The 14,291-nt window shown below is 33.7% G+C and carries 7 protein-coding genes; 1 reads left to right on the top strand and 6 read right to left on the bottom strand.

Going from position 1 to position 14,291, the window contains the following annotated elements; all coding sequences use genetic code 11:
- Positions 1-4: 4 nt before the first annotated feature.
- Both QWY92_RS00265 and QWY92_RS00260 read right to left on the bottom strand, forming a co-directional pair.
- A complete protein-coding gene (locus QWY92_RS00265; RefSeq protein WP_290267663.1) occupies positions 5-3,514 on the bottom strand; it encodes a SusC/RagA family TonB-linked outer membrane protein in 3,510 nt (1,169 codons plus the stop codon).
- A 233-nt stretch (positions 3,515-3,747) separates the two neighbouring features.
- The gene (locus tag QWY92_RS00260; protein ID WP_290267662.1) at positions 3,748-4,884 is read right to left on the bottom strand and encodes a FecR family protein; all 1,137 of its coding nucleotides are present in this window, start codon (positions 4,882-4,884) and stop codon (positions 3,748-3,750) included.
- A gap of 351 nt (positions 4,885-5,235) precedes the next feature.
- Between QWY92_RS00260 and QWY92_RS00255 the strand changes: the two genes are divergently transcribed.
- Positions 5,236-5,811, top strand: coding sequence for an RNA polymerase sigma factor (locus QWY92_RS00255; protein WP_290267660.1), 576 nt, complete (start codon positions 5,236-5,238; stop codon positions 5,809-5,811).
- A 72-nt stretch (positions 5,812-5,883) separates the two neighbouring features.
- Here QWY92_RS00255 and QWY92_RS00250 read toward each other — a convergent pair whose 3' ends face one another.
- From QWY92_RS00250 to QWY92_RS00235, 4 genes are read right to left on the bottom strand one after another with little or no spacing between them, the layout of a single operon-like run.
- The gene (locus QWY92_RS00250; RefSeq protein ID WP_290267657.1) at positions 5,884-7,821 is read right to left on the bottom strand and encodes a serine/threonine protein kinase related protein; all 1,938 of its coding nucleotides are present in this window, start codon (positions 7,819-7,821) and stop codon (positions 5,884-5,886) included.
- On the bottom strand, positions 7,814-9,142 hold the full coding sequence (gene fucP, locus QWY92_RS00245; RefSeq protein ID WP_290267655.1) for an L-fucose:H+ symporter permease: 1,329 nt from the start codon (positions 9,140-9,142) through the stop codon (positions 7,814-7,816). The genes QWY92_RS00250 and fucP overlap by 8 nt, the downstream gene beginning before the upstream one ends.
- A 45-nt stretch (positions 9,143-9,187) precedes the next feature.
- Positions 9,188-10,531: a DUF1552 domain-containing protein gene (locus tag QWY92_RS00240; RefSeq protein WP_290267653.1), complete on the bottom strand. Its 1,344-nt coding sequence runs from the start codon at positions 10,529-10,531 to the stop codon at positions 9,188-9,190.
- On the bottom strand, positions 10,528-14,163 hold the full coding sequence (locus tag QWY92_RS00235; RefSeq protein WP_290267651.1) for a DUF1592 domain-containing protein: 3,636 nt from the start codon (positions 14,161-14,163) through the stop codon (positions 10,528-10,530). The genes QWY92_RS00240 and QWY92_RS00235 overlap by 4 nt, the downstream gene beginning before the upstream one ends.
- Positions 14,164-14,291: the final 128 nt, after the last annotated feature.

Here is a 14,291-nt window from a genome sequence, read left to right as displayed (position 1 = left end):
TTAATTAAAAATTTAAAAGAACCCCTAAGCTATAAGTTGGATTATTAGGAAAATAACGTCTCCCTATTCCGTGGTTTTCAGGATCAATACCTTCCTTGTTTTTAGCTACATAAAATAAATCATTAGCTTTCAAATTAAATTGAACACCAAAATTGAGTATTTCTTTTGGCACTTCATAAGTAAGGATAATTTCTCTTAATTTTAAATAATCTGCATCAACAACATTTTTTGTACTATTTGTCATTGCAATTCTAGCATAAGTAGATTGTTGATTTACTGCAGGAACATCTGTTATATTTTCATCTCCAGGTTCTTTCCATGCATTTGCTGCATCTAAAGTTAAATTTGTAGGATATCTTCCCACAGTTAATCCATTATAAGAATCTTTTACCAGTACATGTCCACCATTACCAATAAACATAAATGAAAGTTTTAAATTTTTATAAGCAAATGTATTTGTAATAGCCCCTGTATAAATAGGTTCTACAGTTCCAGCGTTTACTAAATCGTCTACAACTACAGATGATGCGGTTCTAAAAGCACTGTTTAAAGGGATAATTTCCCCATTAGCAGCTTTTATGGTTCCATTTCCATCTTCATTTAATCCATTCCAATCAAAATACCAAAGGGTATTAGCAGGAGCTCCTTCATAATTTCTTAAACCACTTGCATTACCAGCGTGCTCCTCGTCAGAGTAAGATTTAGAAACTCTATTTTTATTATATCTAAATGTTAAAAATGATGACCAACTAAAATTGTCAGTTGTTATATTTTTAGTGCTTAAAACAACTTCAATACCTTTATTAATAATATCAGCATCGTTTCTTACTAAAGTTGAAAAACCTTGCGTTGGGTTCGTTTTACCATTCGCTAATAAATCTGTGGTTTTTTTAATATAATAATCCAACCCTAAATTTATTTTATCATTTAGAAAACTAACATCCATACCAAAATTTGTAGTACCTGTTCTTTCCCATCTTAAATCTGATATTGCTGGCGAAGAAATGTATAGAGATTGAACTCCCCCTGCTCTAGAAGCAGTTATATATCTTGCGATATTAAAGGGGCCAGAATTATTTGAAACATTACCATTAATTCCATAAGACATTCTAAAATCTAACTTGTTAATCATTGGCATATCAAAGAAACTTTCTTCTTTTACTCTCCACTTTCCTCCAACAGACCAAAAAGGTTTATATCTATATTCTGGATCTGTTCCAAACAGATTAGATTGATCTACACGCGCACTACCAGAAATGATATATTTATCATCAAAAGCATACGTAAGGTTTCCATATAATGAAAAATATCTATTTGTTGATTCGCTAAAATCATCTGCAAAACGAATACCGCTATTTACTCTCCCTCCAGGAATATAAACATTTGTCATTCTTTCTTCTAAATCTCTTGTATTAAGAGAAGCAAATAACAAAGTGGCATCATCATACCCAAATTTATCTACTACTGTCTGTGTATCAAAAACATTTCTTACCTCACTTCCTGCTATAGCAGAAATTTCATGTTTACTCAAAGTTTTATTAAAATCTAACTGACCTCTTAAAGTATATGAATTTCTGTTTGATCTTGTTTCCGTAAGTCTAGCTCCTAATGGTACATTTAATTCATCAGGGGAGCCTGAATAAGTTAATGGTGTTGTGTTATTTATTAAATTTACCACCTCAAAAGACTCTGATGACGATATTTTTTTAGATTTTACATTACCCGCTTCGTATTGAAAAGCTACGTGACCAGATAATGCATCTGTAAATTTAATATTAAGCATTGACTGAAGTCTAACAGATAATTCATTAACATCTGTAGTATAAGCCCCTAATTCTTTTAAAGGATAGTATGTTTCGTCTAATAAACCTGCCCCAATTAATCGTTCTACTTCAAAAGGTTCTTTACTTCCTGCCGACCAACCTCTGGTGGTAAGCCCAGTGTTTATACCTCTAATTCTTACAGGTAAAAAGTTGCCGTTTTCATCAATTATTTCTTCATAAGAATTAATACCTCCAAAAATTAAGTTATCAGGTACAGGTGTACTTTTTGAATTGTTTAAAACGACATTTCCTATCAAATCAAAGTCTAACTTATCATTAATTTTAAAATTATTCAAAACATCTAAAATTATTCTATCAGAGTTGCTTCCTACTCTATCTGTTTCAGCAGTTGTATAATTTAGTGAGGTTCTAAATGTATTTCGTTCTCCACCACCACTAATACTTATATTGTGCTGTTGCTCAAAGCTAGATTGAAAAAAATGATCTTGAAGCTGATTTAAGTTGTCTATATTTTTTAAGTTTTCAAGCGTAGCATCTGCTTCCCCTTGTGTAATGGTTCCTTCGTTTAACAACCCCATAGTATTATATACTAGAGATGCTGCCTCTGCAAAACTTGATGCAGAACTTGGAGCATTGTTATATCTCCACTCGTAAGTATGTGGATTGCTTCCTGCAGCTAATTTTTGAATTTCAACTAAATCAGCTGAACTAACTCTATTTAATCTATATGATAAATCTGGACTTGATGAAGTGGTAAGAAAACTCCTGTAGTTTATATCTAATTTACCAGACTTACCTCTTTTAGTTAAAATTACTACTACTCCATTAGCCGCTCTAGCTCCATAAATAGATGTAGAAGCAGCATCTTTTAAAAACGTAACCGATTCTACTTCATAAGGATTAATTGTAGAAATATTGGCTTCTAAAGGAAAACCATCAACAATAATTAAAGGCCTAGAATCTCCAACTAAACTAGTCACCCCTCTTATATCAAATTTTGTTACCCCCTCTTGAGTAGGGTCTGAGAAAAAACCTAATCCTGCAACTTGTCCCTCCAAAGATTCTAACAAATTAGAGTTTCCTTTTCTCTCAATAGTTTCAGCCTGTACATTACTAGTTGCTCCTGTACTTCTATTTACCGATATTTTTTGATACCCTGTAATTAAAACCTCATCTAAATCACTTATATCTTCATTTAAAATGATATTAATTACTTTTTGTTCATCAACTATAACTTCTTTTGTTTCGTACCCCATACAGGAAAAAACCAATACACTGGTAATATCGGGTACTGTAATTTTATATTTCCCTTCAAAATTAGAAGACACCCCATTATTAGTACCTTTTATTAAAACAACAACCCCTGGTAGTGGTACCCCTTCTTTATCTTTTACAATACCGAATACTTGCCTTTGTTGTTGTTCACTTCTTTTTTTAATAACAATCGTGTTGTTTGCAGATAAAACGACACCAAATTGTGCAGCTGCAATACTTTGTTTTAGTAAATCTTTTATTTTTATAGTACCTTTTTTAAGTTGGACTTTAGGAGTATCTTTAAAAATCCCTACCGGATACATAAAATGATAGTCTGTTTGGTCCATAATTATTTTAAATACTTCATCAACAGAGACCAATTTGCTGCTGTTAATAGTAATTTTATTTTGTGCTAAACTGTTTACTGTACTAAAGCTAAAAACAGCGGTGCTTAATAATAAGAGGAATATTCTCATAATTATCATTAATGCCTGCTTTCTAAAGAGAGAACAGGTCTTTATTAATTTAATTTCCATAAATTTGTATGAATTGGTTAGACTTTATGTTTGATTAATTTGTTTGTTTGGGGACGGAGTTTTATGCACGTGGTAATGTTTGAACTTCGTTCCCTTTTTACTTTATTTGTTTTTTTATTTCATATTTTACGGTTTTAAGTGTTATTATTTCTAGGTATTACTGCATTGATAATTTATTCTAATGTGATTGTTTTATCATTAACTTTAAAATTTCTAATAACGCCAAAGCTTTTAATACTATTTAGTATTTCTACAAGATTCTGTTTTTTACTTAATACACCTTCAAATCGAATATCTTCAAGATCTTTATCACTAAATACGATCTCTATATCGTACCAACGCGCTAAGACTTTCATAATCTCTTTCAATGTTTTTTGTTGTAATCGAAACTCTCCTTTTACCCAAGCTATTTCTCCTTTTACATCAACGTTTGTGATTAATAGCTCATTTGTTGTCAAATCTAGATTTGATTGCTGGTTAGGGACAAGCGTTTTATCCGTGTTTGCTGTACTTACAAGGACTTCCCCCTCTATTAACGTAGTATAAAGATTGGTTTCATCTCTATAAGCTTTTATATTAAATTGAGTTCCCAAAACTTCAATCACTTGTGATTGGCTAAATACTTTAAAGGCATCTCCTCCGCACGAAGTACTAGGCGATACATCAAAATAAGCCTCCCCATAAACAAGTTCTACTTGTCTAGTTTCATCAGCTTTAAAAGCTACAGGGTATTTTAATTGAGATTCGGAATTTATTCGTACCTGAGTACCGTCAGATAATACAACATGATACTGTCCTCCTCTAGGTACAGTTAAATAATTATACTCAACTGGACTTGTTTTGTTATAAGAAGGTTTATATACAATTTCTTTCCCTGCACTAATAATCATCTTATCTTGATAATTTGTGACACTATCTAGAAAAATTTCAGATCCATTGGCGAGTGTTAAAATAGCTTTATCGGTACCAGGCCTAATAATTACATTATTGCTATCAACAAAAGTTTTTTTTGATAGGAAGAAAAAGCTTGAAGAAACTATAATTAATATTGCCACTGCATATTTAACATACTCCCGGTTAAATAACGAAATAATTTTAACCGAACGTTTTTTATTCTCTATAGATTTATCTACATTTTTATAAGCTTCAGATACATCGTTTTTCAACATGGCCATATTTAAATCATGATAATCTAGAACATATCTTTCAAACTCATTTTGATTATCCTTATTTTCAAGCCAAACATAAAGTAACTCTAATTCCTCTTCAGCAATGGAATTTGCTATAAATTTGGTTATAATATTTTTCAAGTTAATTACTCTTTTAAGTGTTTACATGAATTATTACCTGCAAAACATCTAAAACCCCTAAAAAAAAACACCTTTTATATTAAATTATTACGATTTACAAAAAAAACAATACCAAATTATTAATTAAAACAAAGATGCTTACTTCTATTAAAACGACATTTTTTTTTAGAATAAACAAAGAATTTTTAAATACTTCCAATCTATAATACGATAATAATATTTACTAATTATTCTTTAACTTTATATTAGTAAAATATTGCATATTTAATCTTTTGTTTATACTATTGTTCAAGAATGACACCAAACACTTACAAATCCTCTCGTCTATTTAAATATTGTAAAGGTTAATGTATGAATGAACTTGAAGCCACTATAGCCATAAAAAATGGTGATAAAAACGCCTTTAAGGTTCTTTTTGATTTATATTACGACAGGTTAGTAGCTTACATGGTTACCTACACCCATGATAAAATGAGGTCAGAAGATATTGTACAGCAAGCTTTTATTGATTTATGGAATGCTAAAGAAAAATTACACGAGTGCAAATCGCCAAAAAACTACCTATATACTATTACTTACAACAGGTTTATTGATAGTATTAATACCGATAAAAGACGTCATAAATTACTGAATGTTGTTTATGAAAAAGCATTAAGAGACAGAATAGAAGAAGATAGTGAATCACTAGAAAAACGGGTTGAAAAAATGAACCAAATTATTGAAACCCTACCTCCAAAGTGCAGACAAACTCTTGAAATGAATAAAATTAACGGACTCAAATATTATGAAATAGCTGAAATCATGGGGGTTTCTATAAAAACTGTAGAATCGCAAATGAGTATCGCTTTTAAAAAAATACGTAAAGGTTTTGAAAAAGATAACTTGTACCTCTTCTTTCTAAATCTCTTAAAAAAAGAATTAAGTTAATCTACTTTTGTTTACTATTAAGATACTTATCATTTCAATTTATTCCAAACTCTTGCTTTTGAAAAGCACATCTTACTCCCCAATACAAATAATCTCTTTTAAGGTGCGGTGATAAATATGTCCGTTAGCAAAACTTAAAGTATTTACCGTCCATGTTTTTCCTTTTTCACCTAAATCGTTTACTGCTACTAAAGCCGTTTCATCAAAACGCTCAGCATTCGCATCAATAACATACACCATACCTACAGCATTTGTAAAGTAGATATAATTATTAATCATGACTGGAGATCCTAAAAACGAGCGCTGAAAACCATCACCTAAAACACGCGTATCATTACTGTGCAATTGCCCTTTGGAATTCAAACCATCGTTAGTTTGTGGTGTTTTCCAAATAAAACTACCGTCAGCGTTTTTTTCATGAGGCAATTCTAAATGTTCATTTTTCCCGGTTACAATGTTGTGTCGTGCAATAAAAGGTTTATGCATAACCATATAAAAGGTATAATCGTTGACCGCCATATTACAATGGAATTCATTTTCTGAATTTTTAAGAACAACATTTTCCTTTATATGAAATTTTTTATCAGCTTCATCATAAATATATTGATCTACAATATTTAAAGGCTTTTGATTGATTAGTTCCCCTGTATTAGAGTTTACGGTTAAATTTTCTTCACATTTATAAATCCACGATATCTTTTCGGTATCCCAATGCTGGGTATTTAAGGCGCCATAACCCGATAATTTATTTGGCGCTTCGGGTTCCCAATGCCATAAAGCTTTACCTGCATTATTTTGCTCTAAGCTTATTAAACTCAATCCAACAGGGCGTTCTGGAACTCCATGAGGTCCGCCACGTGCTATTAAAATTGCTGGTTTTCCTTCGAAAGTTTCTCCAATTACAGGTGTATTATAATGCGTAATGGCTGCTTCTGTCGTCCATTCGTGATTTCCGGTATATTTATTAAAAGCGTGTAGATAATTCCAATCCTTTATTCGTGTAGAATCACTTTCAAATGGTGGTTCTACGTTAAGAATAATATCTTCAAACAACACCGAGTCAAACTGTTTATTAAACGGTCTTCCCACGGTAGGCATCCAAGTGCGTTCCCAAACCAATTCACCTTTTAATGAAAAACAAGCCATACCTCCGCTGGCGTTAATGGCCCAAACAAATTCGCCATCCGTCATAGGACAAGGCGTTGTCGCATCACTAAAGGCATAATTATAATCACTAGGCAACAATCCTTTTACCGGTTTTGTCCAAATGGTTTCTCCTGTATTTGCATCCATACAATACAACACAACATCGGTTCCAGCAGGCCTTGTTTTTAATGCTTTCTCTGCTTCTTGAAACTTATTATATTGCTTTAAAACCGTATCAGATTTTGAATTCACATAATCTATCAGTTTTTTATTTGCTTCGGAAAATAGCTGGCCTTCTTTACTCCTACTCAGTAATCGATTATAATTAGCTTTCTTTTTTTCAGAAGATAGTTTTTGATAATTTTCATTTGAAAACAAAAAAGCTCCGAAAAGATTATGCGCTGTATTTTTCCGGTTGAAAACCTTTTCAAAAGCAGGCGCTCCTTCTTTTCTTAAACGATTTATTGCTTCAGCATAAACAATATCATAATTCGATTTACCGTCTTTATAATTGCTTTCCAATTCAGAAAAAGGAGCCGTATCTAAAGGCGGGTTAATGGTGAAAAATAATTTATTATCCCAAACAGCGATACCACTTTGTCCTCCAGCAGGAAGTGATTTCTTCCATTTGATATTTTCGTTATTTCGTACAGACCATTCCACCGGAACTTTTAAATCTGTTTTAATTTTATAACTTCCATCAGGTCCGCCAGACATGGGCCACTGATTTTCACTATCGGCAACCTGAACTACACTGCCCCGATGTTGCTCACAAGAAAACAATCCTAAAAAAGCAATCGCAACAAATATCAGTCTATAAGAAATATGTTGATTTTGTTTTATTCCGAAGTTTATACTAATCATTTCGCACTACCGTTTTGATACTGTTGTAACCGTAATAACCAACAAAAGCTAATGATAAAGCAGGTAGAATAAATGATAAATTAACCTCTGGTATGTAGCCTAAAAAACTAATATCGGCCAAACCATCGCCACCTAAATCTAAAATAGCCGCCTGAATAATAGGCATAAGCGCACCTCCTACAATTGCCATAACTAATCCAGCAGAACCAATTTTAGCTTCATCTCCCATATCTTTTAGAGCAATACCATAAATGGTAGGAAACATGATAGACATAAAAACGGAAATAGCTACTAAAGAAATTAACCCAGCCATTCCTGGCAATACAATAGCTCCAACACTTGCTAAAGCGCCACCTAAACCAAATAACATTAACACTTTTGGTGGATTTACTTTTTTCATTAAAGCTGTGCCAATCCAACGCCCAGATAAGAATAAAACCATCGCAGCCACATTGTAATTCGTTGCCGTAATAGTACTCCCGGTAGTTTCATTTAGATTATCTACGTAATGAAAAATATACGTCCAACACATAATTTGCGAACCCACACAAGCTGCCTGAGCTAAAACGCCTTTTAAATAGGTTTTATTGGCAGTCAATTTTTTTAATGAATCTTTTAAACTCATTTTATCTTCTACAGCCGTTTTCGGAATTTTTGTAAACACAATAATGGCCATAATAATTAAAACCAAAACACCTAAACTTAAATACGGAATACTGATAACACTTAAATCGTTTTCACGAATAGCTGCCAATTCTGATGATGCTAATGCATTATAAGCTTCAGCTGTATAATCATCTGAACGCAAAGCCTGAAGTACAAAAACTTGAGCAATAATCATTCCGGTAAGCGACCCCACCGGATTAAAAGCTTGTGCTAAATTTAAGCGTTGTGTCGCGGTTCTTTTATCACCTAAAGCAAGAATTAAAGGATTTGCAGTAGTTTCTAAAAAAGCCAATCCGCAGGTAATTACCCATAATGAAATTAAAAAATAATTATATTCCTCATATTTAGCTGCCGGATAAAACAAAAATGCACCAATAGCATAAAGCGATAAACCTAGTAAAATTCCCGATTTATAACTAAACCGTCTAATAAATAAAGCCGCCGGAAATGCCATAAAGAAATACCCAAAATAAAAAGCAAACTGTACTAAAGACGCCTGAATATTTGATAATTCTGGCATTACTTTTTTGAAAGCAGATACCATTGGATTTGTTAAATCGTTAGCAATACCCCATAAAGCAAACAAAGAGGTTATAATGATAAAAGGAAATAATAATTCTTTGCTTACAACAGGAATGCGTGCTTTTTTACTCATCTATATAATTTGATTTAATTTATTAGTTAGTTGTTTATTTTATATTTAAAAAATAGCCGGTAATGGCCCTGTACTATCTGAAAAATTTTCAGTTGGCACATCTACCTTATTAAGCATACTCACAAAAAGGTTTGATAATCGCACCTCTTTTTCGTTAAACTTGGTATATGCGCCGTGCTTAACACCTAGATTAGAACCTCCTGCTAAAACAAGTGGGCAATTTCTAGCATTATGCGTTGAACTACAAGCGCTTCCATAAAGAATAAGTGAATTATCTAATAAAGAACCATGAGCATCTTCTGTGGTTTTCATTTTATCTATAAAGTATGCAAAATTCTTAGCATACCATTGATCTAAACGTCCCCAATCTTTCCAATGGCCAGAAGTTTTATCATGAGAAATACTATGATGTCCTTTTAAGCCTAAGGCTATTTTCGGGAAATTATCACCAAAGCCCATACCGTCTTCACGCGCCATCATGTAAGTCATCACTCGTGTTGCATCAGTTTGAAAACCAAGTACCATTAAATCCATCATGGATTTTACATAATCATCTGGCGCCGTTGCTGGATCTACATCCATATTAATTAAACTTGCATCAAACTCTTGCATGGGTACATCCAACCATTTATCATTACGCTCTACCTGTTGTTCTACTTGGTTAAGCGATGTTAAGTATTCGTCTAATTTCGCTTTATCATTGGCGCCCAAACGCTTTTCTAGGTTTTTACTATCTTCTAAAACCAAATCAACAATTTTCTTACCTTGATTTAAACTTTTACGTCTTTCAAGGGTTGAAGCACCTCCGCTTGGAGAAAAGTAACGCTCAAAAATTTCACGTTGGCGATGTTCTGAAGGTAATGGCTTTCCTGACGAATTAAAAGATAAGGTTGATGTTCTAGATTTATACCCCACACCACCATCAGTTGATAATGATAAAGAAGGAAAACGTGTGTATTTACTTAATTTTTCGGCCGCAACTTGATCTACCGAAACACTGTTTTTATACTCTCCACGTAAATCACCCCCTGTTAACCAAGAATCTCCCGCCATATGTCCTAAAACATTACGACTATACGGGTGACTTAAACCGCCCATAATGGAAATATCATTACGATGAGCTTCTAAAGGAGATAGTGTTTTTGTTAGTTTATAATCGGTACCTTCTTCCGTAGGAAACCAACTCCAATCTTTGTAATACGGACTTTCTTTAGGTGGAATACCTACTCCATTTGGAAAATATAGAAAACACATACGTTTAGGTATTGCAGGTTCTATAAATTTTGAAAAACTACTCATGGCCATACCTTCAAAATAAGGCAGCATACAAGCTACTCCCAATCCTTTAATAAACGTACGACGATCTAAATGCCAAGGTTTTTTACTCATGATCCAAATATTTTGTTAAACCAACTTTGTTCTTTTTTATAAAATGACGGACTTAAAACAACTTGTTCTATCACTGTTTTAAAGCGATAATCATCCTCTACAACTTCTTTTACAATACGATTAATTTCTTTTTCATCAGCAAACCCCACATCGCGACCTAAGGCGTAAGCATAAATATTTTCAACTAAAGCGCGTGTAAAATCTTCCTGCTTCAATCTTAAAATATAATCTTTTATACCTTGTACACCTTCAATTTCAGTACCATCTGGTAATTTTGATTTTACATCAATAGGTTTTCCTTTTGCCATAGATTGAAATCTTCCAACGGCATCATAATTTTCAAATACCACACCAAACGGGTCTATTTTATGATGACAATTTAAACACGAGGTTTTATTTCTATGTAAGAACAACTGTTCTTTTAACGTCATTTTTTCAAAACCTGGGGTATCGGTTGCTAATTCCGGTACATTTGGTGGTGGTGGTGGTGGTGTATCGCCTAATATTTTTTCTTTCAACCAAACAGCTCTTTTTATTGGATGTGCTTGAACTCCATCGGAATGCCCATTTAAAAATGAACCTTGCGAGAGTAAACCACCTCGCTGCGCTTCTTTTGGTAAAGTAACTGGTCTAAACTCATTCCCCTTAACACCATCGATACCATAGAATTCAGCAAGGTTTTGATTCAGCATAGCAAAATCTGAATCAATGAAATTCATAATACTCAAATCGTTTTTCAATATATGTTGAATAAAAGCATAGGTTTCTTTAAACATATCTTCTTTCACAAAGCGGGTATAATCTTTATATACACCAACATCGGTATCCATACTTTTATGACGATCTAAACGAAGCCATTCATAAGTAAAAGAATGAATCATTCGTGTTATTTTAGGGTCGTCTACCATGCGCTCAATTTGCTCTGGCAAGTCATCATATAAATCGCTTGTAGCCGCTAAAGCACTCAATTTTTCATCTGGAGGCGAATTCCATAAAAAATAAGATAATTGGGATGCCAAGTAAAACTCATCCGTAGATTTTTTCGACTTTTCACCTTCAGGAACCTCAGGTTCAAACAAATATATGAAATTTGGAGAACATAACACAGCAACCATAACTTCCTTAACACCATCTTCATAACGTTCGAAATCATCCTTAACACTACGCCAGAAATCCATGTAACGATTAAGTTCTCCTGGGTTAAGTGAACGTCTAAACGCGCGTTCCATGAAACGTGTAAGTACTTCTTCTGTATAAAGTTCTATATCAATCTTGTTCGGCGAATCGAAGAACAGTTTTGTATGGCTTTCGGGAGGCCAAACTGGATGATACGGCGCCTCGAATTCTACTGATTTTATTAGCAATGGAGGCCCATTGAAACTTCCGTCTTTAACAAGGTGATTATTCCATAGACCAACAGTAAGTATATTAGCTAAATCGCCACTAACCTGCGCACTACCTAACGGAATTGGCAAATTTTCTAAACGTCCTTTAAACTCAAAGGTTTGATATTCTCCCATTGGCGTTGTAACCTCTATCGCATCACCAAAGGTTTTGTAATCCATACCATCATCGGTTCTAGATCCTGCAAATACTTGTATCGACGGATTAACATCGGCATATTTTATATTATTTCTATCTGCTTCTTCTGCTAACGTTTTTGGTAAAGGATCATCTTCAGGTAACGGCGTAAGTACAATATGGCTAAAGCCTACAAAAAACTTACCGCCAATATAAGCTTTGTGCTCACCTTCAGATAAATACGCCAATGTTACTGGTGTAACAATTTCATCTGCATCTATAAGGCCTTTATCCATGTATAAACGTTCACCTACGCGACCTTCTTTATTATTACCCAAAAGGCTTAATTGATAGGATGGCATAGCGTCTTCAGACACATAAGGATGTACTAAATCGACTTGATAAATACCCGATTTAGGCACATGGTATTTAAACTGAGTTTTTACATTAGTTGCTACATTCTCGGCCACTAACCAGCGGTTATCCTTTAAAACAAAGCCTTTCGTCTTTTTAATATCCTTTGCTGCTATACGAACTGCTTTTTGGGTTTTTCTAGCAGGTTCATCGTTTCTTAAATCGATTAAACGTTCTACAGATATTGCATTGTATCCTTTTGAAGCTTCTACGCGAAACACAAAATCGCCTGTTCTTGGAAAATCTTCTTTAACTAATAATTTTAAATTTGGTGAAGGCCCTTGCCAAGATTTTGGAGTCACCTCTCGTGCTGGTAACGCCGAATTTAGTAGCATACCCTCTTTCACCACACTGTAACGATTACTGGCAGAACCTCGCATACCAATGCCTATTTTATTTTTTAGACGTTTTATGGTATCTTTTTCTTTACTGAAAGAATTTCCGAAAGGTACTCCTTCTTCATCCAAAATATCAACACGCAAATCTTTATTACTAATAGCAGCGGTTTGATACCCTCCATACTCGGCGCCAGTTTTTCCATCACCTATATTTTTCCCTAAAGTTACTTTATAGCGTTTAGTTTCTGGTTTACCTCCAAAAACGATGGCTTTATCTAATGCTTCACGTGCTATTTTCTGATAATAATCAATATGTAATGCTGAAGTTTGAAGGATATTTCCATTATTACTATAGCCCATTTCCGACTTACCATCGTCTGGTAAAACATCTCCAAAATTAACATGAACATCGAGTAATTCGTTTAACGAATTAGTGTATTGCTTTTTGGTCAACCTACGCATCACACCTTTGTTCGCGCTATTTTTAGCAATGGCAGCTTGCTCTAAATTCTCCGTCATCCAATCTACTACAGCGCGACGCTCATCAGCATCCAATTGTGCTTCTTTCTTCGGAGGCATTTCCCCAGAATTTATCATATCTAAAGCGGCATGCCAACCTTCAGCATCATGTCCGTTTATCATGTCCCAATGCAACACATCCAAACGCACATCTCCCTTTTGTTTATCTGCTCCATGGCACTCAAAACAATAGGTTTCCAAAACAGGTTTCACTTTATTTTTAAAATGCAAAGCTTCTACAGATGTGGAATCGCTAACCGTATTTACAGCCATATATTCTCCTTCATTAGCATTGACACCCAACGCTGCTTTTAAGCCAGACGGCATATGTTTGGTTAAATACGTTGCTCCATGCGTTAATGAACCGCCGTAATGCCCCGTTAAAGTAAGCAATACAACATTTACAAATAAAACAATTTTATAGAATTTGGTAACTTGCTTTTCGTTATTTGCAGGTGTTTTTTGACGTAATACCAACAACCAAATTGCGCTAAGTGCGGTAAACCAACCAAGCCATTTATGTAAATCGAGTAACTCTTCATTATAATTTCCTGATGAAGCTAATAAAAAGCCCAAAATAAGCGTTGGAACTATACTGAAAACGGAAAACCAAAGCAACAGTTTACAAGCAGCATCTAAATTAAGCTCTGGGCGCAAACCATTAATAATTTCCATGAAAAACAATACAATTAATGCACCTATGGGAAGGTGTAGTAAAATGGGATGGAATCGTCCAAGGAAAAATACCATTGTATTTTCTACTTCACCCGTAAGCGGAATCAAGAAAAGCCCTAAAAGTATTAAGGTTAAAATAATGGCTATTAATAAAATGCGTTTCATACTCTTTAGAAGCGTTTAATTTTCAAAAAACAATTTTAATCAATATTGGAAAGCTAATCTTCCAAAATACTGACTATTAACGATACTATTTTTGCACATCCATAAAATAACATGTTAAAAAACAAAAA

It is taken from the genome of Algibacter miyuki, from assembly GCF_030409805.1.
Taxonomy (GTDB): domain Bacteria; phylum Bacteroidota; class Bacteroidia; order Flavobacteriales; family Flavobacteriaceae; genus Algibacter; species Algibacter miyuki.
Note: the sequence above shows the minus strand (reverse complement) of the source record. Positions and strands in the feature narration are given on the sequence as shown.